This window comes from Streptomyces sp. BB1-1-1, assembly GCF_031597775.1.
Classification (GTDB): Bacteria; Actinomycetota; Actinomycetes; order Streptomycetales; family Streptomycetaceae; genus Streptomyces; species Streptomyces thinghirensis.
This window is the reverse complement of sequence record NZ_CP134203.1, coordinates 3,111,789-3,138,256: the sequence shown is the minus strand read 5'-3', so window position 1 is coordinate 3,138,256 and position 26,468 is coordinate 3,111,789. Positions and strand designations below refer to the sequence as shown.

19 protein-coding genes and 1 pseudogene are annotated in these 26,468 nt (G+C 67.4%); 13 read left to right on the top strand and 7 right to left on the bottom strand.

Features of this window, described 5'->3' with window-relative positions; translation table 11 throughout:
- Positions 1–303: 303 nt before the first annotated feature.
- From RI578_RS14295 to RI578_RS14265, 7 genes are all read left to right on the top strand, one after another.
- Entirely contained in the window at positions 304–2,451 is a 2,148-nt protein-coding gene (locus RI578_RS14295) for a hypothetical protein (protein ID WP_310871451.1), read from the top strand.
- Between the two features lie 37 nt (positions 2,452–2,488).
- On the top strand, positions 2,489–4,120 hold the full coding sequence (locus tag RI578_RS14290) for a class I SAM-dependent DNA methyltransferase (RefSeq protein WP_310871450.1): 1,632 nt from the start codon (positions 2,489–2,491) through the stop codon (positions 4,118–4,120).
- Complete coding sequence (locus RI578_RS14285; protein WP_310871449.1) at positions 4,117–5,271, top strand: restriction endonuclease subunit S; 1,155 nt, start codon at positions 4,117–4,119, stop codon at positions 5,269–5,271. The genes RI578_RS14290 and RI578_RS14285 overlap by 4 nt, the downstream gene beginning before the upstream one ends.
- The gene (locus tag RI578_RS14280) at positions 5,268–8,582 is read left to right on the top strand and encodes a type I restriction endonuclease subunit R (protein ID WP_310871448.1); all 3,315 of its coding nucleotides are present in this window, start codon (positions 5,268–5,270) and stop codon (positions 8,580–8,582) included. Before RI578_RS14285 ends, RI578_RS14280 begins: the two co-directional genes overlap by 4 nt.
- Before the next feature lie 226 nt (positions 8,583–8,808).
- Positions 8,809–8,994, top strand: coding sequence for a hypothetical protein (locus RI578_RS14275; RefSeq protein ID WP_098019748.1), 186 nt, complete (start codon positions 8,809–8,811; stop codon positions 8,992–8,994).
- Positions 8,991–10,397, top strand: coding sequence for an N-6 DNA methylase (locus RI578_RS14270; RefSeq protein WP_310871447.1), 1,407 nt, complete (start codon positions 8,991–8,993; stop codon positions 10,395–10,397). Before RI578_RS14275 ends, RI578_RS14270 begins: the two co-directional genes overlap by 4 nt.
- Positions 10,378–11,571 carry a hypothetical protein gene (locus RI578_RS14265; protein WP_310871446.1) on the top strand — a complete coding sequence of 398 codons (1,194 nt, stop codon included), beginning with the start codon at positions 10,378–10,380 and terminating at the stop codon, positions 11,569–11,571. Before RI578_RS14270 ends, RI578_RS14265 begins: the two co-directional genes overlap by 20 nt.
- A gap of 690 nt (positions 11,572–12,261) precedes the next feature.
- On the opposite strand, the gene RI578_RS14260 is transcribed toward RI578_RS14265, so the two are convergent.
- From RI578_RS14260 to RI578_RS14250, 3 genes are read right to left on the bottom strand one after another with little or no spacing between them, the layout of a single operon-like run.
- Positions 12,262–12,426 (bottom strand): hypothetical protein, encoded by a 165-nt coding sequence (locus RI578_RS14260; protein ID WP_310871445.1) that lies wholly within the window; start codon positions 12,424–12,426, stop codon positions 12,262–12,264.
- Positions 12,427–12,443: 17 nt separating this feature from the next.
- Entirely contained in the window at positions 12,444–13,379 is a 936-nt protein-coding gene (locus tag RI578_RS14255; RefSeq protein WP_310871444.1) for a site-specific integrase, read from the bottom strand.
- A gap of 24 nt (positions 13,380–13,403) precedes the next feature.
- Positions 13,404–13,904 carry a helix-turn-helix transcriptional regulator gene (locus tag RI578_RS14250; RefSeq protein WP_310871443.1) on the bottom strand — a complete coding sequence of 167 codons (501 nt, stop codon included), beginning with the start codon at positions 13,902–13,904 and terminating at the stop codon, positions 13,404–13,406.
- Between the two features lie 118 nt (positions 13,905–14,022).
- Between RI578_RS14250 and RI578_RS14245 the strand changes: the two genes are divergently transcribed.
- From RI578_RS14245 to RI578_RS14225, 5 genes and pseudogenes are all read left to right on the top strand, one after another.
- Positions 14,023–14,217 (top strand): helix-turn-helix domain-containing protein, encoded by a 195-nt coding sequence (locus tag RI578_RS14245; RefSeq protein ID WP_310871442.1) that lies wholly within the window; start codon positions 14,023–14,025, stop codon positions 14,215–14,217.
- A 508-nt stretch (positions 14,218–14,725) separates the two neighbouring features.
- Positions 14,726–15,979, top strand: a pseudogene (locus RI578_RS14240) (DUF3631 domain-containing protein).
- 315 nt (positions 15,980–16,294) lie between these two features.
- Positions 16,295–16,870: a hypothetical protein gene (locus tag RI578_RS14235; RefSeq protein WP_310875759.1), complete on the top strand. Its 576-nt coding sequence runs from the start codon at positions 16,295–16,297 to the stop codon at positions 16,868–16,870.
- Positions 16,860–18,557, top strand: a complete 1,698-nt coding sequence (locus tag RI578_RS14230; RefSeq protein ID WP_310871441.1) for a relaxase/mobilization nuclease domain-containing protein — start codon at positions 16,860–16,862, stop codon at positions 18,555–18,557. The genes RI578_RS14235 and RI578_RS14230 overlap by 11 nt, the downstream gene beginning before the upstream one ends.
- A gap of 458 nt (positions 18,558–19,015) precedes the next feature.
- Positions 19,016–21,736 (top strand): ATP-dependent RecD-like DNA helicase, encoded by a 2,721-nt coding sequence (locus RI578_RS14225; protein ID WP_310871440.1) that lies wholly within the window; start codon positions 19,016–19,018, stop codon positions 21,734–21,736.
- A gap of 141 nt (positions 21,737–21,877) precedes the next feature.
- Here RI578_RS14225 and RI578_RS14220 read toward each other — a convergent pair whose 3' ends face one another.
- The 4 genes from RI578_RS14220 to RI578_RS14205 all read right to left on the bottom strand — a co-directional run bounded on the left by RI578_RS14220 (position 21,878) and on the right by RI578_RS14205 (position 24,889).
- On the bottom strand, positions 21,878–22,423 hold the full coding sequence (locus RI578_RS14220; RefSeq protein WP_310871439.1) for an HAD domain-containing protein: 546 nt from the start codon (positions 22,421–22,423) through the stop codon (positions 21,878–21,880).
- Positions 22,424–22,455: 32 nt separating this feature from the next.
- Complete coding sequence (locus tag RI578_RS14215; RefSeq protein WP_310871438.1) at positions 22,456–23,148, bottom strand: class I SAM-dependent methyltransferase; 693 nt, start codon at positions 23,146–23,148, stop codon at positions 22,456–22,458.
- Position 23,149: 1 nt separating this feature from the next.
- A complete protein-coding gene (locus tag RI578_RS14210) occupies positions 23,150–24,061 on the bottom strand; it encodes an aminoglycoside phosphotransferase family protein (RefSeq protein WP_310871437.1) in 912 nt (303 codons plus the stop codon).
- Between the two features lie 78 nt (positions 24,062–24,139).
- Positions 24,140–24,889 carry a hypothetical protein gene (locus RI578_RS14205; protein ID WP_310871436.1) on the bottom strand — a complete coding sequence of 250 codons (750 nt, stop codon included), beginning with the start codon at positions 24,887–24,889 and terminating at the stop codon, positions 24,140–24,142.
- A gap of 223 nt (positions 24,890–25,112) precedes the next feature.
- Here RI578_RS14205 and RI578_RS14200 point away from each other — a divergent pair, with 223 nt between their 5' ends.
- Positions 25,113–26,468, top strand: coding sequence for a tetratricopeptide repeat protein (locus tag RI578_RS14200; protein WP_310871435.1), 1,356 nt, complete (start codon positions 25,113–25,115; stop codon positions 26,466–26,468).

Below are 26,468 nucleotides of genomic sequence, written 5' to 3'. Positions count from 1 at the left end.
CCTTACGGGACGGGTGGTGTCGAGGCGGACAGGGGTGAGTGCCCGGCAAGGGAGCAGAGGTGCGGCGATGAGGACGCCGGTGCGGTCGGTCTCGTACGGGGTTGGCGTCCCGGCGGGTGGTGCCGGGGTGATGGTGACGAAGGTGCCAGAAGATTGGAGGCAAGATGTTTCGAGAACCTGATAACCCTGGTTATCAACCGCTGGCGAAGCTGAGAGCTCGACCGGCTGTAGCGTGTGAGGTGCCCTGGGAGAAACGTTCTCGACCGAGAGCACGAGGCAGTCGTCACGAAGGGAGCGGACCGCATGGCTGGCACACGTGAAGCAACCGCTCCCATCCTGCCCGAGGAGATCTCCTGGCGGATCAGGTACGCCGAAATCGGGACCTTGGCCCAGGTCCAACGTCCCGTCGTCACCACCTGGGCCCGTCGGCACGCGGATTTCCCCGAGCCCGTCGCTTACGAGGGGGCCAGCCCGCTCTTCGACGGCCGTGAAGTCGCCGAATGGCTTCTGTCCACCGGCCGCGGCAACGCTGACGCCGACCAGATCCGGGCGGAGCTTGTGCTGCACACCCTGTCTGCCTGGCGGCGCGCGATCCCCGCTCGCACGCTGGTCGACACGGTGACCGCGCTGCTCTGCCTGCGTCAGCTCCTCGACGAACCGCTCTCCGACCTGCCCTGGCACGCGATCCTGGAGCGTGCCGCCGAGACCGACTTCGACGACACCTTCCTTCGAAGGGAGCTGAGCGAACTGCCGAACGCCGAACGGCAGGGTCCTCTGCTCGCCGTGCTCGCCGACCAGCTCACCGAGGCCGCCTACACCCCGGCCGAAGCGCTTGAACGGGTCATGGACGCACGCCGCCGCCTGGGCTGCGACGACCTCGCCGCTGAGGAACCGATTCCGCTGGTGAGCCGGACGATGGCCCGCCTGACCGGCCTCGCGCGACTGAACGAGCGCGAGGAAGGAGCAACGGCCGCCGTCCTGCATCCCCGGAGCGGCGATCTGCTGGTCGCCCTGCGCGAATCCGTGTCCGACGCCGAGGACTCACCCTTCTTCCTCTCCGCGGACCCGATGCCGGACCTGGCCCGGCTCGCCCGCCGCCGCCTCATGGCACAGGGCGTCCAGGAATTCGAGATGGACCTTGCCGACGGCGAGGAACTGGCCACGGAAGACTGGGGAAACCCGCACGTCATCGCCTGCTGCCTCCCTTACGAGGCAGCCGAGACCCGCAGCCCGCTCGCTGTCCTGCAGAGCCTGCAGGACCTCACCGACCTCCTCGCAGAGGACCGCACGGCCGTTGTCCTGGGCCCTGCCGACGCGCTCGTCAGGCCCCTGGCCGCACGCGGGGAGGCGGACCGCCTGCGCCGGGATTTCCTGGAACAGCACCTTCTCAAGGCCGCGATCAGCCTCCCCGAAGGCGTACTTCCTTTTCGCCCGGCCCACCGCACCGCGATCTGGATCCTGCACCGCACTCCAGAAGGCAAGCGCACCGGCCAGGCCCTCCTCGCCGACCTCTCCTCACGCACCCTCACCCCACAGACCCTGGACGCGCTGGCCGAGGACATCGACATCTTCCGCGACGCCGGCTGGCGAGCGGACAGCCGCCACGAACCGCGCAATGCCGCCGTCGTCCCGGCCACCGCGCTGACCGGCGCACCCGGTGCCGCGTTCACCCCGCAGCACCGCCCGCACGCCGACCGCTACACCCGCACCGTCGTCGAACGCCCGGCCCGCATCTCCGAGACCGAACTCCGCCTTCAGCAGCTGATCGACGCCACCCGTAGCGCACTCGACCACGCGCCCACGATCCGCGCCAACGCCGTCCTGCGCCCCGACGACCAGCCGGCCCGCCGTACCACCGTGGCCCGCCTGCTCAAGGACCGCCGCCTCCGCCGACTGCCCGGCCACCGCATCGCCGCCGAACACCTCCTCACCGGCGGCGCGGGCCACTACACCGTCCTCACCCCGGCCGAGATCACCGGCAGCGCGCCGATCGACAGCCACCGGATCGACCGCGCCGTACTCCTCAACACCTACGAGCACGCCTACTTCACCGAACCCGGCGACATCGTCGTCACCGCCACCCCGAGCTTCGGCGCGTACGTCGACGACGAGGGCCTGTCGGTGGTGGCCTTCCCCGCCCGCCTCCTGCGCGCACGGTCCGACGCCGAGCATCCCGTACGGCCTCGCGTCCTGGCGGCGCTCCTGCGCTCGGCGGCCACCGAACACCGGCGGGTGAGCGGCGCGGTCCGCTCTGCCCGCCGCATGGAGGACCTCCTCATCCCCGACCTACCCGGCGACGAGGCCGAGCGTTACGACGCGCTCCTGGCCGATATCGCCCGCCGCACGGCCCTGCTGCGACAGCACGCGGCGGCCCTCGACGACCTGACCGCTTTGACCGCCGCCGGCCTCGTCGACGGCACGCTGACCCTCACCGAACCCCCTCTCGCCTGATCTCTCGTCCGAACTCTTGAAGGAGACCCGAGCGCCCATGCCGCCCCGGAAGAAGAAGCCCGCCGACCAGGCGGAGCTGTTCACCGCCTCCACGCCCAAGGAGATCCAGGCCATCCTCTGGAAGGCCGCCGACAAGCTGCGCGGCTCCATGGACGCCAACCAGTACAAGGAGTTCGTCCTCGGCCTGATCTTCCTCAAGTACGTCTCCGACGCCTTCGAAGAGCGCCGCGAACAGCTCGCCAAGGAACTCGCGGAGGAAGGCATCGCCGAGGACCGCCTGGAGGAGTTCCTGGAGGACCAGGACGAGTACACCGGGCACCACGTCTTCTGGGTCCCCGAGAGTGCCCGCTGGTCCTCGATCTCCGCCAACGCCAAGAGCGGCAACGTCGGCGAGGTCCTCGACCAGGCGATGGACGCCATCATGAAGGCCAACCCGTCGCTGACCGGTGTCCTCCCCAAGATCTTCAACAAGGACAACGTCGACAAGAAGCGCCTGGCCGAACTCGTCGACCTCATCACCGACGCCCGCTTCGGCGGCAGCGACGACAAGACCGCCCAGGACGTCCTCGGCGAGGTCTACGAGTACTTCCTCGGCAACTTCGCCCGTGCGGAAGGCAAGCGGGGCGGCGAGTTCTACACCCCTAGCAGCGTCGTCCGGCTGTTGGTCGAGGTCCTGGAGCCGTATGAGGGCCGCGTGTACGACCCGGCCTGCGGCTCGGGCGGCATGTTCGTCCAGGCCGCCAAGTTCATCGAGGCCCACCGCGGCCGCGGCCACAAGTCCGACATCTCGGTCTACGGCCAGGAACTCAACGAACGCACCTGGCGCCTGGCCAAGATGAACCTCGCCATCCACGGCATCGACGGCAACCTCGCCGCCCGCTGGGGCGACACCTTCGCTGACGACAAGCACCCGGACCTCAAGGCCGACTACGTCATGGCCAACCCGCCCTTCAACATCAAGGACTGGGCGCGGAACGAGTCGGATGCGCGGTGGAAGTACGGCGTCCCGCCGAGGGCTAACGCCAACTACGCCTGGCTCCAGCACATGATCAGCAAGCTGGGGGAGCGGGGGGCAGCTGGAGTCGTCCTCGCCAACGGCTCGATGAGCAGCCAGCAGAGCGGGGAGGGGGAGATCCGGCAGGCGCTGGTGGACGGGGACATGGTGGCGTGCATGGTCGCGCTGCCGGCCCAGCTGTTCCGGACGACGGCGATTCCGGCTTGTCTCTGGTTCCTGGCGAAGGACAAGTCGCCGGGGGGCGTGAAGGGACAGAAGGTCGCGGCTGCGGACCGCCGGGGCGAGATTCTGTTCATTGACGCCCGGGACATGGGCGAGATGGTCGACCGCACTGAGCGGGTGCTGACCGAGGACGATCTCGCGAAGATCGCGGGGACGTACCACGCGTGGCGCGGGACGGCGAGCGCGAAGGACGCGGGGGAGACGTACGCGGATGTGCCGGGGTTCTGTGCGAGCGCGGACCTGAAGACGGTTCAGGAGCACGGGTACGTGCTGACGCCGGGGCGGTATGTCGGGGCGGCCGAGGCGGAGGAAGAGGACGCCGAGGCGGTCGCAGACAAGATCGCGCGGCTGACGGGGGAGCTGTACGAGCTGTTCGACAAGTCGGACGAGCTGGCGAAGACGGTGCGTGAGCAGCTGGGAGGGGTGCAGTGAGCAACTGGAAGCGCTCCAAGCTGGGCGACTTGCTCAAGGTCCATCACGGATTTGCTTTCGCTGGTGAAGGGATGACCGATGCTCTGACGGGTCGCCCCATCGTAGTGAGTATTGGTAACTTCAACTACTCGGGAGGGTTTCGCTTCTCTTCGACTCGAGTTCGGGAGTTCATCGGTGACTACCCGCCAGAATTCAATCTGATGGCAGGCGACCTCTTGGTTGTTATGACATGCCAGACGGCCGGTGGGGAAATTCTGGGAGTGCCGGGGCTGGTTCCAGACGACGGTCGCGTTTACCTCCATAATCAGCGAATTGGGCGAATTGCGTGCGACCCGTCACGCATGGATAAGAGGTTCGCGTATTACGCGTTCCTCTCCCGGGAGGTCAACCGACAGCTCTTTAGCACGGCGTCAGGAACGAAGATCCTGCATACTTCGCCGGGGCGCATCGAGCAGGTCGAAATCGACATCCCGCCGTTGAGTGAACAGAAGCGTATCGGTGAGCTGCTCGGGGCGCTGGACGACAAGATCGCCGTCAATGAGCGCATCGTGAATGCGGCGATGGAGCTGGGTGCGGCGAAGGCGGCGCAGGTTTCGGCGTCGGCGATGGAGTCGGCGGTGCTGGGTGACATCCTTGAGTTGAAGTACGGGAAATCCCTGCCCGCTGCCCGGAGGGTCGCCGGAGAAATTCCCGTGTTCGGGAGCGGCGGAATCAGTGGAACGCACATTGAGGCCCTGCTTGAGGGGCCCGGGATTATTGTCGGCCGCAAGGGGACGATTGGGTCGGTTTATTGGTCGGAGGGTGGATTCTTCCCAATTGACACGACATTCTATGTAGTGTGTCGCGGCGATGGGGTGTCCATGGAATACGTGTACTTTCTCCTCAAGGGATTGGGCCTGGAGGAGATGAACTCGGACTCAGCTGTTCCTGGACTGAACCGAGATAGGGCCCTGTCGGTCCGGATCAAGGTCCCGGACGCGCCCTCCATTCAGCGGTTCACAGTGGAAGCACGAGAGCTTTTCGCGATGTTGCGGGTGCGCGAGCAGGAGAACCAAACCCTCGCAACCCTCCGCGACACTCTCCTCCCCCAACTCATGTCCGGCCGACTCCGTGTCAAGGACGCCGAGAAGATTGTCGAGGATCACGTATGACCACGCACGGGAACGACGACGGCATTGGCGACACCCCCACCCCCGACAACTTCCGCCCCCTCGAAATCGACTGGGAGTTCCTCGCCCTCGAAGAGCTCCTGGAGCTCGACTGGCCGAAGGCCGAGGGCAATGAGCTCGCGCCCGGTTCCGGTCACCGCCGTTCGTGGGACGACCTGATCCTGTACTCCGATCTCCGCGAGGCCATCGAGCGGCTCAACCCCGCCCTCCCCCCGGAGGCCGTCCGCGAGGCCCTCGCGACCGCCGCGACCCCGACCTCCCAGGACACGTACGAGGAGAACCGGACCGCGCACGGCTACCTGACCGACGGCGTCCACTCCGTCACGTACACCGACGCACTCGGCGCCGAGCACACGCCGACCGTCCGGATCGTCGACCTGGAGCACGCGGACGCGAACACGTACCGCGCCGTCCGCCAGGTGATCGTGATCAACGGTGAGCGCAACCGCCGATTCGACCTCGTCCTGTACGTCAACGGTCTCCCGCTCGCCGTCGTCGAGCTCAAGCGGGCCGGCGACCCGAACGCCACCCTCGCCGCCGCGCACACCCAGATCCGGCACTACATCGAGGAGTTCCCGACCGCCTTCCGCTACAACGCGGTCGTACTGCTCTCCGACGGGATCACCGCGAAGTACGGCACCCCCTTCACCCCGTACGAGCACTTCGCCCCGTGGAACACCGACGAGTTCGGCGCCCGCGTGGACACAGTGGACGCCGCCGCTGTCCACGCCGACGCCGATGCCGACGTCCCGACCGGCCAGGACCTCGCCCTGCACGGCCTGTTCACCCAGCCCCGCTTCCTTGCCCTCGTCCGGTCCTTCATCAACTTCGTGCCTGCCAAGCGCATGAAGCGGATCGCGAAGCCCCACCAGTACTTCGCGGTCACCCGCGCCGCCGACGCCGTACGCCGCGCCGCCGCGACCGACGGCAAGGCCGGCGTGGTCTGGCACACCCAGGGCTCGGGCAAGTCCGAGGAGATGGTGCTGACCACCAACCTCGTCATGCGCGACCCCGCCCTGCACAACCCCACCGTGGTGGTCGTCACCGACCGCACCGATCTCGACGACCAGCTCTTCGACACGTTCAAGGAGAGCGAGGTCCTCCCCGAGCAGCCTCACCAGTTCCTCAACCGCGCCGCACTCCGCGAAGAGCTTGCCGCCAAGCGCACCGGCGGCATCCTCTTCACCACCCTGCAGAAGTTCGGCCGCACCAAGCAGGAGAAGGAATCCGGGACCGACCACCCGCTCCTCTCCGAGCGGCGCAACATCGTCGTCGTGGTCGACGAGGCCCACCGCAGCCACTACGACCACCTCGACGGCTACGCCCGCCACCTGCGCGACGCCCTCCCGCACGCCACGCTGCTCGCCTTCACCGGCACGCCGATCTCCGAGGCCGACCGCAACACCCGTGAGGTCTTCGGCGACTACATCGACACCTACGACCTCAAACGGGCCGCCGACGACGGCGCGACCGTGAAGGTCTACCACGAGAGCCGCGTGGTCCAGCTTGTCCTCGACCGCGACGTCGACCCCACCGCCATCGACACCGAGGCCGACCGCATCACCGACGGCCTGGACGACACCGAGCGCACCCGCGTCGAGCAGGCCGTCGCCACCATGAACGCCATGTACGGCGCCCCCGCCCGGATACGCGACCTGACCCAGGACCTGGTCGAACACTGGGAAGCCCGCCGTGCGGCCATGCTGCCCTTCGTCGCGGACGCCGATGACGCACCCGGCGGCGCCCCCGGCAAGGCGATGCTCGTCTGCGCCACCCGCGAGATCTGTGTCCGCGTCTACGACGCTCTGAAGGAACTGCGTCCCGACTGGCACACGGACGACCCCACCACCGGCGCCATGAAGATCGTCTACTCCTCGGACTCCCGCAAGGACTCCGAGGAACTGCGCGCCCACGCCCTGCGCGACTCTCAGCGCAAGGCCGTCATCAACCGCGCCAAGGACCCCGAGGACGAACTCCAGCTCCTCATCGTCAACAACATGCTCCTGACCGGCTTCGACGCGCCGTCCATCCACACCATGTACCTGGACCGGCCGCTGCGCGGCGCCGGCCTGATGCAGGCCCTCGCCCGCGTCAACCGCCGCTTCCGCAAGAAGGAGGAGGGCCTCCTCGTCGGCTACGCCCCCCTCACCGAGAACCTCCAGAAGGCCATCGCCGAGTACTCCGCCGACGACCAGGCCGACCGGACCCTCGGCCAGGACATCGACCGCGCCCTGGACGAACTCCGCAACGAGTACGACATCCTCGATCAGATGCTCCTCGGCTGGAACTGGCGCGAACGCCTCTCCCGCCCCGACCCCAAGGCTTTCATCAAGGCCGCATACACCACGGCCGAGTACCTCCGCAGCCCCGCCACCCCGGGCAACAACCCCGACCAGCTCGACGACCCGAACCAGACCCTCAGCCGCCGCTTCCGCGAACACGGCTACCGCCTGGAGCGCTTCTTCGCCCTCGCCGGCTCCTCCGCCGACATCTCCTCCCGGTTCACCGACCAGCCGTACTGGAAGCGCGACATCCAGTTCCTCGTCGAGGTCCGTACGTACATGGCGAAGCTCGACGCCATGGACCGCGAGGCCCAGGGCCTGCCCGTCGCCCGTGACGTCGCTCTCTACCTCTCCCAGCTCACCTCTGCCGTCGTGGAGACCGGCGGTGTCACCGACCTCTTCTCCGAGGCCGGACTGGACAAGGCCGAGCTCACGCACCTCAACGACGCCCTTGTCGGCCGCCTGCAGAACAGCGAAACCCCACACCTGGCCGCCGAAGCCCTGCGCCGCCTCGTCGAGCAGAAGATGCGCGAGCAGACCCGGCACAACATCGTCCGCCAGACCGCGTTCTCGGAGCGCCTCCAGGACCTGATGACCCGCTACATGCGCCAGCAGCTCACCAGCGCCGAGATCATCGCCCAGCTGGTGGAACTGGCCAAGACGGTTGCGGAAGACGCCCGGCGAGGTGAGAAGTTCACCCCGCCGCTGGGGAACGACGAACTCGCCTTCTACGACGCGGTCGCCGACCTCGGCAGCGCCCGCGACCTCATGGGCGACGAGATCCTCTCGGGTATCGCCCGGGATCTCGTGGTCCAGGTCCGCAAGAACCTCAAGAAGGATTGGATCGCCCGCGAACCGGTCCGGGCCAGGCTTCGCGCCACCATCAGGCGCCTCCTGGCCCGTCACGGTTACCCGCCGGAGCAGTCCAAGGAAGCGATCGACCTGGTGATCCGCCAGATGGAACACTTCGCCGACAAGTGGTCCCAGGACGGCTCGGCCGCCGACGCATAGCCCTCGCCTATATCGCTCCTGGCCCCGGCAGGCGCCTGCTTGCCGGGGCCGTTCTCTGCCCGACCGGATGTCCTTCGCGGGGGCCGGCAGGGGCTGCGCCCAACCGCTTTACGGCAAAAGCAAATTCCCGTGCTGCGAGACGTGAGGCGCGTCAGGCCACTACTTTCAAGTCCGCGGAACGAACCGCAGAACTGCTAACTGCTGGTGGAACCGAGGGAGTTGTGGCATGTCGCAGCGAGCGCTGCTGTTGGTGGTGGTCGTCCTGGCGTCCGTGGTGGTGGGGCTCGTGGCCGGCATCCTCGAGTTCGTGGGCGCGGGAGAGGTCGTCACGGCCATCCAGAACGGTGGCGCCGCCTGCGGAGCCACCGTTCTCATCGGGCTGGCGGTCGTCTCCTGGCTGAGGTCGTTGTGACCCAGGAGGAATGGGCGAACGAAGAGGGGCGGCTGAAGTACCGGCGAGTGCTGCGGGCCGTCGAGAAGCTGCGCAGCGTCGCCGATGCCGCGACAACGTACCGGCTTGCCTTTCAAGTGGTCTACCTTCACTGCTTGTTCCAACACGGAACGGCGGTGGAGGTGGACCGGCTGTGGGGGCCGGGCTCGGAGTCAGCGGGGGCCAGGCTCGGTGCAATGTGGCCGCATACGCCCGTTGCTCGCGCTCACGGCCTTCCCGCGTATCGCGACGAAGGTGCGAGCCGTCCCTTCGAGCTCATCGACCCGGCCCTCCATGAGCTGATCGCGGAAGTGCGGCAGCTGGATCCGGACGTGAAGCTCCTTGACACGCTCCTCGACATGCACTCGGCACGCTACGCGCGTGGCGATGACTACTTCACATCGAACGACCTGGCGTATCTCTTCGCGGGGCTGGCCGTTCCCCGAGGAGGCGAGGTTGTTCGGGACCCGGTGTGCGGCAGCGGGCGACTGCTGCGCGCAGCCGCACACCGGGCTCGGGCACAGGGAAGTGAAGTGCGCTTGTCCGGTGCGGATATCAACCGGACGGCGCGCTATGCCGCAGCCGTCAACCTTGCCCTGCACGGATTCCACGCCGACCTCGGCAAGGAAGGAGCTGACACCCTCAGGGCGGGCACTTCATCGATACCGGCCGACGTGATCGTCGCTAACCCTCCAGTGAACCAGCGGGACTGGGGGCACGGTGAACTGAAGGACGACTGGCGGTGGACTCTGGGGGTGCCACGTCCGGGTAACGCGAACTTCGCCTGGGTCCAGCACATCCTTGCCGATCTCACGCCACAAGGACGGGCCGTCGTTCTGCTGTCTTCCGGCGCGGCGCACAGCAGCAACAGCACCGACGGACTGATCCGCCGTGGGCTGCTGGAGAACGGTCTGGTCGTGGGTGTTGTGGCCTTGCCGACATGGCTCTTTCCGCACACCAGTGCGAGCACGGCGCTGTGGCTGCTGGCCAAAGGGGAGCGGCCGCACTCCGATCAGGTCTTGTTCGCGGATGCAGGGAAACTGCCAGCAGCGAAGGAGGGGGCGCGGCGCCACTTCGTAAAGGATTCGGTCGAACGCCTGCTGAAGATCTTCGGTGAATGGCAGGGACTTCGACGCCGTGAAGGCGAGGGGGACCCTGAATCCGTCCCATGGTGCCGTGCGGCGAGCCACGAGGAAATCGCTGAGGCGGGCTTCGATCTGACTCCCGCACGCTACGTGCGGCACCGGGAGGCCGTGCAGGAGAATTCAAGAGACGTAGAACGCAGTCGGAAAGCCGAGCTGTATGAGTGCTTGGACCGTAGCGCCATAGCCAGACGCCGAGTCCGCGATGCGTTGGAGGGCAGACATGACTACAGAGCCGGATGACCTCACCGCCCCGTGGTCCATCGTCGAGTTGCGGGATTTCCCTGGGATCGAGTACGCCGCTTACGGCATTACGCAACCGCAGAAGGCACCCGATGGAATCCCGATGATCGGCGCAAAGGAGATCATCGAAGGGGAGGTGCACGTCCAGGAGTTCACGTTCGTGCCTCCGGAGGTAGCCGAACGCCACCCGCGCAGCACCCTGAGAGCAGGGGACCTTCTTGTCGTGCTCGTAGGGCGAGTGGGGGAGACGGCGGTAGCGACGGAAGAACATGGGGGATGGAATGCCGCCAGGTCGCTCGCAGTTGTCCACTGGACACCGGAGGGCCGCGTGCAGCAGTGGGACCTGTGGCTTCGATGGTGGCTGAAAACATCGCAGAGTCGCAGCTATCTCACGGTGTCCTCTTCGAACTCCGAGCACATGACCTTGCCTTTGCAAGCGCTCAACCGACTTCCGGTGCCGAAGCCTCCGGACCGGGTGCGGGAGAGGCTGCTTGCGCTGATCTCCCTTGCCGAGCGCAAGAATGTGTTGAACAACCGGATCGCGACGTGTGCGACGGAACTGGCGGACGCGTACTTCATAGAGACGCTGAGGGCATGCGGACAAGGTCCCACTGCCGAGCGCGCGATGGGCGAGGTTGCTCAGATCACGGCGGGTGTGGCGCAGCTCCCGCCGGACCGTGAGCAGCCGACCATGCCGTGGGTGTCTCCCCGGCAAGTACTGAACTGCAGGGAAGTGCATCTGGGTGCAGTGACGTCACGGACCGTGGCGCGAGGGGAGACTGTGTGTCCGGCCGGCAGCCTGTTGATCGCGCCCCGTCCCGGTGAGGTGCGGACCGTGCTCACCACGACTCCGCTAGTTCCGGGGCGGCGGACGCTTGCACTTCACACGGAGTCCGAGGCCGACCGAATGTGGTTGCTGCACACATTGCGTTACCAGCGGCGGGAGTTGATGTCCGTAACGCAAGGCGAGCAGGCTCGTGCGATGAGGCGCAAGGACTTCTCGCGTTACAAGATCCCCTGGCCGGCAGATGTGGTCAGGCAGGGTTTCGCCACGCGTGCCGCTGCCCTGCACGACCTCGCCTACGCCTCCGCCAGGGAGCGACACGTGATGGAGGAGCTGGTGGTGCACGAGCTGGAGAAGGGGGGCCTGGCGCGTCTCACTTCTGCCGGCTGAATGCCGAGCTGATCCACGTTGCTCCTCTCTGGAGCGCGGAACTCAACGCCGTGAATGAACGGCGCAGCACCGCGCGCACCGCTTCTCCGCTGGCGGCCCGAGAGTGCCCTGACCAGCCATGTTTGGGGCCTCCGGCAGGACTCGAACCTGCGGCCAAGTGCTTGGAAGGCGCCTGCTCCACCCGCTGAGCTATGCAGGCTGACCTGCGACAGCGCGGAAGCTTCTGACTATGCCCTACCAAACCGGGGGTATGCGGGATCTGTGGACGCTCGCGTCGGCCCCGAGGTCTGGACGTGCATTCTGGGCGGCGGCCAGGCGTCGGAGCTGGCCGCTGGCGTCCGGGGAGACTGCGAGTGAGCGCGAGCGCTGTGCTGCTCTGCGAGGTTGGTGCGGTGGCACCAGCCTTATGCGGCGCTCGTAGAAGTTCCGCAGACTTCAGGCATGTGCGGGCGTTGCCGGGTAGCGTTGGCGATCTTCGGTCTTCTTGTACTTTGTTGCGCATCCCGTGCTGGGATGGTGCTGGGATGCGCCTGTATTTCCGCAGGTCACAGCCTTGTGGTGGAGTTCCGCTTCAACGTCTAATACGTTCGGCGAAAGGCCGTCTGACCTGCGGCGGAGCGGGTTGGGCGGCCTTTGCGGTCCGCGCAGAGTCCGCAGCGTACTGACTTCGGTCAGCGCGCGGGGGAGCGGCTACGCCGCTTCGTCGACCCCCGGCTGGGCACCGGCGGACTGGTCCGCGTACGCCTTGTCGACGGCGGCCCGGGTCCGCTCCTCGGAGTCCGGCCACAGGTGGGTGTAGATGTTCAGCGTCATGGCCGCGTTGGTGTGGCCGAGGCGCTCGGAGACCGTCTTCACGGACTCGCCGTGCTTGATCAGCAGCTGGCGTAGTGGTGCCGGAGGGCGTGGGGTCCGGTGCCCTTCGGTATGCCGGCCTTCGCGCAGGCGGGCCGCCAGGACCCGTCCATGAAGTGCGTGTAGACCACGGGTCCGCCTTGCGGCGCCGTGAAGATCCAGCCCTCGGGCCCATCAGCGGGGAAGTCCCGCAGGTGGGCTTTCATCGCATCCACCGCCATGCGGGGGAGCGGGACCGTGCGGTGCGAGCGAGCGGTCTTGGGCGGGCAGACGTACACGCCGTTCTTGGCGGTCTGCTGGATCTGCTGCTCGACCGAGACGGTCGCGTGCAGTAGGTCCACGTGCCGGAGCTGGAGACCGAAGAGCTCGCCGGGGCGGAGCCCGGTGGCCGCGCCGAGCAGCACGAGGCCCCTGTAGCGCGCGGGTATCTCCTCGGACAGCGTCCGCACCTGCTCGACGGCCTGTGGCACGATCTTCTTCCGTGGCACCGAGGGCAGCTTCGCCTCGGCGCACGGGTTGTGGGGGATCATGCGGTCACGGACGGCTGCCCGGAAGACGGCGTTGACCGTGTTGAAGACCGTCCGTGAGGTACTGGCGGCCAGCCCGTGCGTGGTGGTCAGGCTGGTGACCCAGCTCTGTACGTCGCCGGGCTTGATCGCGCCGAGTGCCCGCTTCTCCCAGGCCGGGTAGACGTAGCAGCGCAGGTGCTGGGCCACCGCCTTGGCCGTGGAAGGCCGGTGCGGCTGGATGGCCCGCCATTCCTCCGCGTACTGCTTGAAGGGCTTCTTCGCCGACCGCGGGTCGACGTACTGACCGGTGACCAGGCTGGCCGTGACCTCGTCGATCCACCGCTGGGCGTCGATCTTGCGGTCGAAGTGGCGGGCGTGCTCCTTGCCGTCGAGGTCGCGGTAGCGAGCACGCCATTTGCCGTTGGGGCGCTTCTGGATGTTGGCCAAGTGGCCTCTCCTTCGTGTCGGTTGTCAGTAGTGGCCGCCGTCCTCGATGTCACCACTGAGGGTGCGAGCGTCGCGCTCGTCGCCCATGAGGCGGAGGCACTGCTCGTGGATGGCCCGCGAGCTGTCGGGGTGGGACTTGATGTGATCGGTGATGGCGACCACGGCGCGGTGCAGGCGGTCGCGCGCGTCGCGGGCCTCGTAGAACGCCTCGACCGCCTCTTGGACGAGGCGTCGGCTGTCGATGTCGAGCCCCTCCAGCGGCGGGGACATCAGCTCTTCAAGGGGGAGCTCGAAGACGCGGGAGAAGGCGAGGGCCTCGTCGAGGTTGATGCGCCGGCGAGGGGTGCCGTTCTCGATGCGCCAGACCGCCGTCTGGTTCATCTTGATGCCGGCTCTGGTCACCCGATCTGCCAGCTCGGTCGTGCTCCACCCTCTGACCTCGCGCTCCAGGGCCACACGCGCGGCCACGTTTCCCTCGCTGTAGAGCAGCGGCACCTCGCCACCCTCGGGCCTGTCGCCTGCCATCGAACCTCCATCGCCGTTGCTATCCCAATTGAAACATGAGCTTCCCGATTTGGGTAACCACCGATCCTGGGGTACAACTTTATGCAGATCGAATCGTTGTCTAGCCGAATGGGAATGCATGCGATACCTGACCACCTCCGAGGTCGCCGAGCGCTACCGCACAGCCGAGAGCACCGTCCGCTACTGGCGCCACATTCAGAAGGGGCCGCGCGGCATCAAGGTCGGCAAGCGGGTGCTGTACCCCGAGGCCGAGCTGCTGCGCTACGAGCGCACCCTGATCGACGGCCAGGACGAATGGGGCCTGGCCTCGTGAGCCACCGACAGGCCCAGACACAGCAACGGCCCCCGGCGCGCCAACGCCGAGGGCCGGAGATTCCCCTGCACGTCGCCCATCCCTGAACGAACGAACCGGTGAAGGTCGGGACCTTGCCCGTCCCGTCCCTCACCTGAGAGGAACGTCGATGGAGGACTCTACGTCCCCCGCCACCTCGAACACATCCCACAAGGCCGTCTGGCCCACCCCCGCGGTCCCCGGCCAGGGCATCCCCTGGCGCAACGGGGACCGAACGGAGTCACGGTCCCCGGCTGCAACCCCCAGCGGCGCTGCTGCGACAGGTGTTCCGGTCGGGGACCGAAATTACCCCAACGCGGAACATGCGCAGGTCAGCGCCCCGGGGACCGGTCCCGCCGAACCGGAAGCCGGGGACCGGACAGAGACTTCCGGTCCGCCGGTCCCCGAACCCGGTCCCCGAATCCCGGACGAGCGCGACGCGCCCCGAGCCGATGGTGAGGACCACCGTCCCCACGTATCTGCGGGGACCGTGGTCCCCGACGGCGGTTCGGGGACCGGGGACCCCGCCCGTGCGAGCGACGAGACGGTGGACGAAGGAGCCGTGCTGCTGGATGACCTCCGTGCGGCGATCGGCCGGTACGTCGTACTGCCGAGCGAGGAGGCCCTGACGGCGGTCACCCTGTGGGTGGCGGCCTCCCACATTCAGCCCGCCCTCCAGCACGCGCCGCGCCTGGCGGTGGTGGGGCCGACCAAGGGATGCGGCAAGTCCCGTGTCCTGGACGTGCTCCACGAGACCGTGTACAAGCCGATGATGACGGTGAACACCTCGCCAGCGGTGGTCTTCCGGATCATCGGCGAGGACCCGCCGACGCTGCTAGTGGACGAGGCCGACACCATCTTCGGCCCCAAGGCCGGCGACAAGGAGGACCTACGCGGCCTGCTGAACGCCGGACACCAGCGCAACCGCCCCGCCTGGCGGATATCCGGCCCTGAGCACAAGCCGACCGCGTTCCCGACCTTCGCCATGGCCGCGCTGGCAGGCATCGGCGACCTGCCGGACACGATCATGGACCGCGCCGTCGTGCTCCGCATGCAGAAGCGCAAGCCCGGCGAGAAGGTTGCTCCCTTCCGCTCCCGGCACTCCGTCCCGGAACTGAACGCGCTGCGCGACCGGCTGGCCGCATGGCTTACCCCACTGCGCGGGACAGCGCACCGGCTGGTCCCCACGATGCCGGTCGAAGACCGGGCCGCCGACACCTGGGAGCCCCTGGTCATCGTCGCCGACCTGGCCGGCGGCCACTGGCCCGCCCAGGCCCGTGCCGCCTGCCTGGCGATGACCAGGAACGAGGTGGTCCAGGACGAGCAGACGACGCTGAAGACCCGGTTGCTCCGGGACATCCACCGAGTCTTCGAGTAACAGGGTGACCAGGAAGCTCTGCGCAGCCAAGACCTGCTCGCCGCCCTCGTCCAGGACGCCGAGGCGCCATGGGCCGAGTACGGCACCAAGGGCCTGAACGCCTACCACCTGGCCAACCTGCTGCGCGACTTCGGCATCAGCCCGGCCAACCACCGTTTCGACAACGGCAGGCAGGCCAAGGCGTACGCCCGCAACCAGTTCCTCGACGCCTGGGCCCGCTACTGCCCCGCCCCCGCCCCAACGGCATCCGCAACCGGCGAGGCTGCGCTCGCACGTCGACCCCAGGGCAAGCCACTGACCCCTCCGTCGGGGACGCTGCCCATCGGTCCTCCCGGCGGGCCTGCTGGCCCCAGGCCCACGCGCTGACACCAGCTCCGTATCAATCCGTCGCATCCGTCCCCGCGCAGGTCAGCGCGGGGACGGAGTTCCTCGCCGATACGGATCACTCCGTACCTGCGGCCGTCTCCGTACCTGTCCTGACCAGCAATGGGACGGATGCAACGGACGTGACGAAGCCCCACCCCACACGATCACCGGAGCACCACCATGTCCGAAACGAGCACCGACAAGGCTCCCACCCGGCGCCGCAAGGGATTCTTCGGCCTGACCCTCCGATCAGCAGCAAGCTGGAGCGAACGAGCCTCTAACGAGGTTTCGTCCGCGCTTGCCCCTGCCCCAGGGGTGGCGGAGGAGGAGGCCGAGCGCCAGGGGGCGCCCGAGCCGGAGAAGGGTGCGGCCGAGACCAGCTCTCAGCCGGCAGCCGACTCCGTCGCCCCTCGCACTCGGCCGCCGGTCGATGTCCCACCGCTCGTCGAGCAGCCCTCCTGGCGGGATCTCGACGCTCCCGTCCTGCCCGCGCTGATGAACCGCAAGCGCACGGTGGAGAAGCGCGACCAGGAGAAGACCATCCGCTTCACGCGGACCGCTGTGAGCGTGATCAGCGCCGCAGCTCACCAGCGCGGTCAGAAGTTCGCCGGATTCGTCGGGGACGCCGCCCTCGCCGTCGCCCTCGGGAAGGCGGGGCTGGTCGGCAGCCCGGAGGACGACCCGGTCCGCCCGCTGATCGAGGCCGTCGAGGCGCACACGGTCGCGCTGAACCGCATCGGCGGCAACCTCAACCAGATCACCGCGGCCATCCACCGAGGAACGGTGCCCGAGCGTGCCGAGGCGGTACTGGACCGTGTCGAGCAAGCGGCCGAGAGCAGCTACTTGCTGATCGACCAGCTCCTGGCGGAAGGCGCCACGCATGGTTCCTGACGTCTCTACCGGCTCCGACACCCGCGGACTGATCGTCTACCTCTTCGGCCCCGGCCGTCGCGACGAGCACACCGACGCTCACATCGTCGCCGCCTGGGACATGGCCGGTGCCCCCGACCCGGGCCGCGACCCCGAGGCCAGCTACACCCTGCTGGCCAAGCGCCTCGACCACCATGTCGACCTGCGCACCCGCGAGCTGGGCGGCAAGAAACCACCTCAGCACGTCTGGCACTGCCCGGTCCGCACCGCGCCCGGCGACCGCTACCTCACCGACGCCGAGTGGGCCGAGGTCGCCCGCCGCATCGTTCACGCCACCGGCATCGCCCCCGAAGGCGATGAGAAGGCATGCCGGTGGATCGCGGTGCGCCACGCCGAGGACCACATCCACATCATGGCCACCACCGTCCGCGCCGACGGGCGCCGCCCGCGCACCCACCGCGACGGACAGCGGGCCCAATCCGAGTGCCGCAAGATCGAAGCCGAGTTCGGCCTACGCCGCCTGAAGTCCGGCGACCTCACCGCCCCACCCACACCGACCGGCGCCGAACGCGCCAAGGCAGAACGTCAGGGCCAGTCGGTCACGGCACGGCAGTGGCTGCGCGAGCAGGCGTACGCGGTCGCCGCCGCCGTACACAACGAAGCCGACTACTTCACCGTGCTGCAGTCCCTCGGCATCAACCTCAAGACACGCCTCGGCCCGGAGACCGGCGACGTGATCGGCTACAGCCTCGCCGCACCCGGCGACACCAACGCGGCCGGCGAGCCCGTCTGGTACGGCGGCTCGAAACTCGCCCCCGACCTCTCCATCAACCGCCTACGCGAACGCCTCCCCGACCAGAGGGTGGCCGACCGCCCCCGGTACGTGGCGGACCCCACCGCCTCATGGCGGCACACCACCGCCGCCATCCACGCGGCACGCACCGTCCTCGACTCTGGTGACGATGCCGCCGCCCAGGGCCACCTGGCCGCCTTCGGCGACGCCCTGTACAACATCGCGAGCGCCACGACCGGCCCCCACCGGGCGGAACTACGAGCGGCGGCGACGGCGTTCAACCGCGCCCGCCGCTCCGCCACCCGCGCCGACCACCAGGCCGCCACCGCCCTGCGCAAGGCCGCCAAGGAACTCGCCTACGCCTCGGGCGAACCGGGCGGGCTCGCCATCGCCCTTCTCTTCGCCACCGTGCACCTGGCCCAGGCCGCCGCCAAGTGGCACGAGCAGCGTGGCCACGAGCAGAAGGCCGCAGCGGCCGAGGAAGCCCTCCGCCACCTCCAGGCGGGCTACCAACAGGCCGCCCCACCCGTCTTGGCGGACCTTGCCCGCCGCGCACCACGAACCGCGACCGCCAGCCGCTACGAGCAGGACGTTCGCGCGGCCCTCCCCGACCACGCCGCTCGGATCCTCGCCGACCCCACTTGGACCGCCCTGACCACAACCCTCGCCCACGCCGAAACCGCCGGCCACAACCCCCGACGCCTCCTGGCCGAGCTGGGCACCCAACGAGAACTCGACAGCGCCGAGCACCCTGCAGAGGTCCTCACCTGGCGCATCACCGCTCAACCGAACCAGCGGACGCAAGCCGCTCGCAGCCGGAGCACCATCAGCGGAACGTCGTCCATGTCCGCCACGCCACACTCTCCGGCCACACCAGTGGCCACGAGGCCCGAAGAGCGCAGTCGGCACCGCTGACCCCCGTCAGATGCCCTCGCCACACCTCGCGGCGGGGACATCTGATCCTCTGCCCCAGACTCGCGCCAGCTCCTTCGACCTAGCTCGAAGGATCAGGCGCAGCAGGCTGGCTGCATGGTGAGCAGCTGCCCCAGGTCCCTCCCAACCAGAATCCCGGCGAAGAGAACAATTAGACGGTGGGCAAGGGCGCCCTCCGCGCCCGAGGGGGTGACCCCGCGGAGAGTCTCACCGCAGAAGCGGAGGACTTCAGGACTAGGCCGTCTCCCGCTAGCTACTGCACCCCAATTCCACAGCATCACTGTGCAGTTCGAGGCTATAATGACCGCCCTATCCGACTGCACGACGACAACCACCAAAGTCGGCACGCAACGGATCGACAGACGGGAACTGACCGATGGCATTCCTGGAGAAGGCGCTGCCTCGGCGGTTTGCGGCACCGAAGGGCAGGGGAGTCGCTCGTGACCACCGTTGGCGAACAGATTAAGAGTGCAGATGATGCAATCTGCCGGAATATCGCTTCACTCACCGACCAGCGAGCGCTACTCTCCCAGAATATCCTGGCCCAACTCCGCAATCTGGTGGAGGGAGTTTCGGTACGCCTTCATACTGGCCGGTCTGACATCGAGTTCAACTATGCGGCTATAGAGCCCGGACTCGCCTTCGTCAGGGGCAAGGGAAAACTCAACTTCCTCGGCAAGTTCCACAAGCTAATCCAGATGAGTGCCTCTCACTACACCCTGAGTGGGGATTCATCCGAGCGATTGATGCTCAAGTATTACGAGTACCTCCATCGCATCCGCAGCCTACTTAAGGACAGCTGCGGGATTGAGGCGTTGGCGAATCTCGAAGCATTCCCCGTCGACCTCGACCCATCGCTGCGGGAGTACCATCAGAAGATCGCCGCGAGGATCGAGATGGTCCGTCCGACACCGGAACCGCAGGACTCTGCGGCGCGAAGCCGATACTACATCCACAAGACTCGCCCCTTCTTCGTAGGAGATCGCATCTACTACGAGGTCACCTTCTATCGAGCTGTCAATAAGGTGAGCAAGTTCGACCGCATAATCGCCTTCACTGACATCGACATGACCGACGAGTATGCAGCCATGCTTACGCTCCAGAGCGACTCGATCGAAGTACTCGGCCAGAAGATGCCAATCACGATCGTCCGCAAGTGGGAAGTCTCCATACGTCCGTGCGAGTTCAACAACTTCGCTCGCCTCCTAGATGTCGCCACCAACGTTCGGTCCAGCTCTCCGGAGTACCGCTATCTGATGCGTGGGCTGACATCAGCTTCGGGCAACCTACTCGACTTGATCGACATGGCCGACGATGAATATGCGAGGGTGAAGGAGACGGGTACGGCCGGCGTCACCGAACCGCGGATCTTCCCCGTGCTCGATGAAGCGCGACGCATCGTGAGGTCAGCAGCTCCAGGCCACAACATCATCCGTTATCTATTGCTACGGATGCACAACCAGGTTCTAAAGTCGCAGTATTACTGGCAAGGCTGTGGCCGCCTCTCCGGGATGAAACTGCAATATGGCTGCATCCCGTTCGACACTATGCCGCTCTGCACCTCGCTACCCGGGCACAATCCCCGGTATTGGGATCTCATCGAGAGCCTCGGCGCGACCGGACGAAGCCACGAACTGCTCGCTCGACGCGTGAAAAACAATGTGGAGCGTAACGGGATCCTCTACACGCCCGAGGCCGATCTCGCGGAGCTCGGGGGCGTCAAGGAGTTGATCGGCGCATATAACAACAAGCTCTACTACAAGCACAAGGAGCGCCGACTCGTACGGGACAAGGGGCACGTCTTTATTTGCGGGTACGAGCACGACACCGTCGCCATCGTCGAGAAGCTACAGGAGCGCGCTTCGTCCGGAATCGACGGCTACAGCCAGGCCGTCGAACGCTGGCTCGATGAGGTACCTCGCGGCATCGACGATGAGGGCAAGAAGGATGCACTCAAGCTACTCTTCAGCCAGTCACGTGTCGCGTTGATCTACGGCGCAGCCGGTACGGGCAAGTCGACGATGGTGGACCACATCGCGAACTATTTCAACGACAAGGAGAAACTCTTTCTCGCACACACCAACCCGGCGATCGACAACCTCAAGCGCAAGGTGACTGCGCAGAACTCGACGTTCCGGACAATTAGTAGCCAGATCCACCGAAGCGCCACGGATCCGGAGTATGACCTTCTGGTTATCGATGAGTGTAGCACGGTCAGCAACACTGACCTACTCAAGGTACTAGAAGAGACGTCCTTCAAGTTGCTCGTGCTCGTTGGCGACGTCTACCAGATCGAGTCAATCCAGTTCGGAAACTGGTTCAACATCATCCGTTCCTTCCTCCCGAACACCTCGATATTCGAACTGAAGAAGCCATTCAGAACCAATAACGAATCACTCCTAAACTTCTGGGAGAAGGTCCGGAACGCTGACGATGTTATCGCCGAGGTCATGGCTCGAAACGGATACTCGACCGTGCTCGACAAAACACTGTTCGAAGCTCAAAGCGACGACGAGATCATCCTGTGCCTGAACTACGACGGCCTCTATGGCATCAATAACATCAACCGTTTCCTCCAGAGCAGCAACCCCAGTGCAGCGACCACTTGGCGCGTCTCCACGTACAAAGTCGGCGATCCGATTCTCTTCAACGAGACCGAGCGCTTCCGGCCACTGATCTACAACAATCTGAAGGGGCGAATCGTCGATATCGAGCGCTTCCCTGGCCGGATCCAGTTCGACGTGGAACTCGATCGAACGGTCAGCGAGTTCGACGTTGACGGTGATGAACTCGAATGGATGGGGGACGCGACTGTGAGATTCTCCGTCTACGAGTACGACACCAGCGACGAGGACGATGACTCGCTGAATACCAGCGTGCCCTTCCAGGTAGCCTATGCAGTTTCAATCCATAAGGCACAGGGTCTCGAGTACGACTCCGTCAAGATCGTCGTCACCGATGCCAACGAAGATGACATCACACACAGCATCTTCTATACAGCCGTCACTCGGGCACGTGAGCGTCTGCGGATCTTCTGGACGCCCGAGACGCAGCAGGCCGTTCTCAAGGGGCTCCACCGGAGCTCCAACCCGAAGGACGTCGCTCTACTGTCCAGCCGTCGTGGCCTTACTCCTGTCACTGGAACTCGACGATCCACCTGACCACTCGACGCGACGGATGAGCGGCTGTCTCCGATCCTCAAGTCCGGCAAGCAGTGGCGCTCGACTACCCGCACCCAGGTAGTCGAGCCCCACAGCACATGCTGGTGTCCTCGTTGTCCATGGCAGCGAGGGCAGCGGTCGTCAGGCGGCACGGCCTGCGGGTAGCTGCGAGGCCCACGTCGTGACCTCGGTCAGGTGCTCGGGTTGCAGCCCGAGGAGTGGGTCGGGCTGAACGAGGAGGGTCGCCGTTCCCTTGGCGGTGCGCTCCGCCGCCCAGGCGTGGTCGAGGCCGGTGAAGTCGTCGTCGATCCAGACGGCGGGGGCGTCTGCCAGCCATGCGTCGACGTGGTCACGCTTCCACAGGTAGCCGTTGGGGTGGCTGATGGTGACCTGGGGGCGCGGCAGGTCGATGTACGACCAGGTCGGGAGGCCCAGGAGGGGCCCGATGAGGGTGGTGGCGTCCTGGCGCCAGCTGGTGCACCAGACGGGGGTGACCAGGCCGGTGCGGATGACGTCCATGAGCAGGCGGCCGTGGTCGGGGTTGAGCCAGACGGTGACCGGGTTGTTGGCGCTCCGGCCGGCGGGAACGACGTCGTGGCGGGCGTGGGTGGCCGGGGTCGAGCCGTCCGCGTGGGGGAAGGGTATGAGGACGCCGTCGATGTCGAAGAGCAGGTAGGGCGGGCGCATCGGTTCCTCCGGGGAAGCCGGGCGGGTGGCTGTCAGAGCTTGCGGGCGCGGATCAGCAGGGTGGTGGGGCAGTGGCCCATGCGGGGGTCGTGGAACTCCTGGGCTGAGGTGAGCCAGAAGCCCGCCTGGCTGAGGTGCTTCTCCCACCGGTCCGTGGAGAAATCCCAGCGGGCGATGGGGAGCCGGGTGCGGTCGGGAAGGGTGACGAAGTCGCGGCGAGGTCGGTCGTCGCCCGAGGGGCTGCGGTCGCCGCGCTGCGGGTGGGGGACGGAGAAGGCGAGCACCCGGCCGGGCGTGAGGCGCTGGGCGATGGCTGGCAGCAGGAGCTCGGGTACGACGAGGCCGACGGCGCCGAAGACGGAGTAGATCGCGTCGAACTGCTCGTCGGAGGCGTGCAGGTAGTGCAGTGCGTGGCCGGCGACGAAGGTGAGGTTGTTCAGCCGTCCGTAGTGGGAGCGGGCGCGGCGGACCTGGAGGCCGGCCAGGTCGACGCCCGTGACGTGGGCGCCGTGGCGGGTGGCGAGGTGGGCGGCGTTGTGGCCGGGGCCGCAGCCGAGTTCCAGGAGTCGCTTGCCGCGCAGGTCGGGGCCGAGGGCGTCGGCTCCGGGACCTTGGCCGGGTCTCGTGGTCCATTCCATCCGGGCGGGTACGGATAGGGGTTCGGCGAGGCCGGCGGCGGTGCGCTGGAGCGCGTGGACGTGCCAGGGGGATGCCTGGGCGAGCACGTCAGATCTCCAGGAGGTGGAGGACGTCGGTGAGGTGGCGGCGGACGGCCTTGAGGTAGGCGGGGTCGGTGGCCGGGTCGTTGATCCAGCGGATGGACTGCTCCATGAACCACTCGACGGCCCACATGCGGTGCCAGCCCAGGGCCCAGTTCTCGGCGGTGAGCCCGCCGCGCGGGGCGAGGGCGTCGGGGGTGCCGCCGGCGGTGACGTACTGCTCCAGGAAGACGCGCAGGCGCGCGGGGTGCGGCGGATCGATGGTGCCGTGCCAGCTGGCGAAGTCGAACAGGCCGGGGCCGGTGAAGGCGCGGGCGAAGTCGAGCAGCCGCCAGCCGCGCTCGCCGATGTGGAGGCTGGTGGGGTGGAACTCGGAGTGCACCCAGCCGAACGGTTCCAGCGTCGCTCCGGCCGAGCGGGCCTCGGCGGCCTGGGCGATCCGGTCGAGCGCGTCCTCGACGTCGTCGGCGTCCTGCCACCGGTCGGCCTTGCGCAGCCGTTCGAGGTGTTCCAGCGCCCGGGCCGGCAGCGTCCGCAGCCGCTGCTGGTCGAGGACGGGCAAGGGCGGAGCCGTACGGGTTCCGTGCAGGACTACGGCCGCGGCGACGCCGTCGAGGTCGTCGGCCTCGCGGACGGACGGTCCGAGGTCCTCCATGAGCATGCCGAGCCAGCCGTCCAGGACCGCGGAGGCGTGGACCTGGGGGACGGGCACGCCGAGGGTGTGGGCCAGCCGTAGGGCCTGGTCTTCGCTCTCGAAGGGCTTCTTGGCGTACTTGAAGATGGCCGTGGTGCCGTCGGGGAAGGTCACGCGTTCGACGCCGGACATGGACCACACGCGCACCTCCTCCCGTACGGCGGTGGTCTGGCCGGTCGCGGTGAGCAGGTTGTCGAGGAGTTCGGCGCTGGGGTTCGCGGTCACGTGGGGCTCCGGGGAGATGGTGGCATCCGGGGCGGGCGAGAGATGCCGGCCCGCCCCCGAGCCTGATCGGGTGATGGGTTACGCAGCGGGGCTCACGCGGTGGGCATAGACCTGCTCGATCCAGCCCGCCTTGAACGCGGCGAGGTCGTCACGGAAGTTCGCCATCGAGGCACCGTAGGGCGCGACCACGCCGCCGGACTGGTCCGGCACGGACTGGCAGCCGTGCACGAGCCGGCCGCCGAGGGCGGCGTGGGCCTTGATGGACTCGATCCGGCGGTGCTCGTTGAACCAGCCGCCGTGGTAGACCTCGTCGAGCATCCCGCCCATCTCGTCGTCCAGGTCGAAGACGACGGAGGTGGCGGCGGGGAAGAACCAGCACGGGCCGACGTTGGAGATGTGACCGTCCAGCTCGACCTTGTTGAGCGCCATGAGCGTGGCCGCCTCGCGGAGCATCCGCAGGTGCTCGGCGGTGATCTGCGGCAGGCCGAGGCCGGCCAGGTGCTCGTCGCGGAAGAGGTAGGCGTACACCTCGTACGCGGTAGCCAGGATCCGGGCGGCGTCGGAGGTGGACTCGCTGTGCTGCTTGATGAAGTCGAGCGCGAGCTGCTCGACCGCGCTCTCGGTCGTCTCGTCCACCTCCAGGAGCTGGGACTTGACCAGCTCCCAGTCGGCGACGAGCCAGGTGTTCGACTCGAAGCGGAAGAAGTACTCGGCCGGGTCGATGGCGATGCGCCGGCCGTCGACCTTGATACCGGGCAGGCGGCTCCAGCGCGGGTCGAACGCCTCGGGCAGTTCGACCGTGATGGCCGTGGTGTCGATGGTGGTCACCGTGTCTCCGTCTCTGATTGGCCGGGTTCGGGCACAGGAATGCCCGGGCCCGGTGTGGGCGTACGGAACTTCGGGGTGCCGCCCGGACCAAGGGGGAGCCTGGATCACGGTCGCGCCGTTCCGGGCGGCTGCTGATAAGTGAACCGGTGGTTACGCTCAGTGGGTACGTTGAAAGGCAGTTGAAGCGGTATACGCGGTTTACAGCTCCGGAGTGGAGGCGATCGTGGCGGCGCAGAGAGAACCCAACTCCCGTCTGCGCGACGTCATCGACGCGGCCGGCTGCACCTACGAGGCCCTCGCCAGGGACGTGCGGCGTATTGCTGCCGAGAACGGCGAGATCCTCCAGACCAACAAGTCGGCCATCTCGCACTGGGTGAACGGCACCCGTGCCCCGTCGGGCCGGGTAGGCCAGTACCTCGCCGAAGCTCTGTCCCGCCGAGCGGGGCGCACGGTCACCCAGGCCGAGATCGGCCTCCAGGTTGGTGATGACGAAGAACCGGCGGAGTCCGACCCCGTCCTCGCGGTCACCGACCTGGGCCGCGCCGACGTTGAGCGCCGCCGCTTCCTCGCCATCGCGGCCTTCACCACCGCTGGCGTTGCCATGCCGCTCGGATACGACCACGAAGTCACCGCCCGCATGCTCCGCGCCCGCACCGGCAAATCCCTGGTAGGCGCGGAGGACGTGGACGTCGTACGGCAGATCACCGCGGCCTTCAGCGCCGCCGACGAGCGCCTCGGTGGCGGGCACGGCCTGACCACCGTCACCGCGTACCTCGCCGACACAGCCGCCCCCATGCTGCGCGGACGTTTCCCCAGTGAAGCCATACGCCGGGCCGCCTTCGGTGCCGTCGCCGAACTCGCCTACCTCGCTGGCTGGAAGCACCACGACCTCGGCCAGGAAGGCGCCGCCCAGCGCTACTACCAGGTCGGCTACAAGCTCGCCTGCGAAGCCGACCCCCACGGCCACGCCGCCTGGATGATGCGCGCTCTCGCCCACCAGGCCCTGAGCCTCAAGCAGCCACACCACTGCGTCGACCTTGTCGAAGGCGCCCTGAAGCGCGGCCTCGGCCACGTAGACGGCCAGACCGAGGCCCTTCTCCATATCACCCACGCCCGCGCCTACGCAGCCACCGACGAGAACCCTTTGGCCGCGCGCGCCCTGCTCGCTGCCGAGAACGCCCTCCTACGAGACGACGGCCCCCAACCCAGCTACTCCCGCGTAAGCGGCCCCGCCGCCGGCACCGTGGCCAGCCACACCGCCCGCACCCTGGCCGACCTCGCCGACCACATCGGCACCGAACAGCAACATCGGGACGCCCTCACCCGCTGGGACCCTGAGAAGTACAAGCGCGTCCACTCCCTGACCCACGCCGATCTCGGCGACAGCCTGGCCGCCCAGGCCCGCGCCGACGAGGCCGTCGCCGCCTGGACCCGGGCCCTGGTCCTCATGGAGGGCATGACCTCCAACCGCACCCGCAAGGCGATCATGTCGATCCGCTCCACCCTTGCGGTCTACCAGAGGCGCAAGGTACCCGGCGCTGCCGATCTCGCCCGCCGTGCCCGCGAGGCCCTCGCCTAA

Coding starts and splice junctions, on each gene's coding strand:
- RI578_RS14295 (WP_310871451.1), top strand. CDS start 304: ATGGCTGGCACACGTGAAGCAACCGCTCCCATCCTGCCCGAGGAGATC.
- RI578_RS14290 (WP_310871450.1), top strand. CDS start 2,489: ATGCCGCCCCGGAAGAAGAAGCCCGCCGACCAGGCGGAGCTGTTCACC.
- RI578_RS14280 (WP_310871448.1), top strand. CDS start 5,268: ATGACCACGCACGGGAACGACGACGGCATTGGCGACACCCCCACCCCC.
- RI578_RS14275 (WP_098019748.1), top strand. CDS start 8,809: ATGTCGCAGCGAGCGCTGCTGTTGGTGGTGGTCGTCCTGGCGTCCGTG.
- RI578_RS14265 (WP_310871446.1), top strand. CDS start 10,378: ATGACTACAGAGCCGGATGACCTCACCGCCCCGTGGTCCATCGTCGAG.
- RI578_RS14250 (WP_310871443.1), bottom strand. CDS start 13,904: ATGGCAGGCGACAGGCCCGAGGGTGGCGAGGTGCCGCTGCTCTACAGC.
- RI578_RS14245 (WP_310871442.1), top strand. CDS start 14,023: ATGCGATACCTGACCACCTCCGAGGTCGCCGAGCGCTACCGCACAGCC.
- RI578_RS14230 (WP_310871441.1), top strand. CDS start 16,860: ATGGTTCCTGACGTCTCTACCGGCTCCGACACCCGCGGACTGATCGTC.
- RI578_RS14220 (WP_310871439.1), bottom strand. CDS start 22,423: ATGCGCCCGCCCTACCTGCTCTTCGACATCGACGGCGTCCTCATACCC.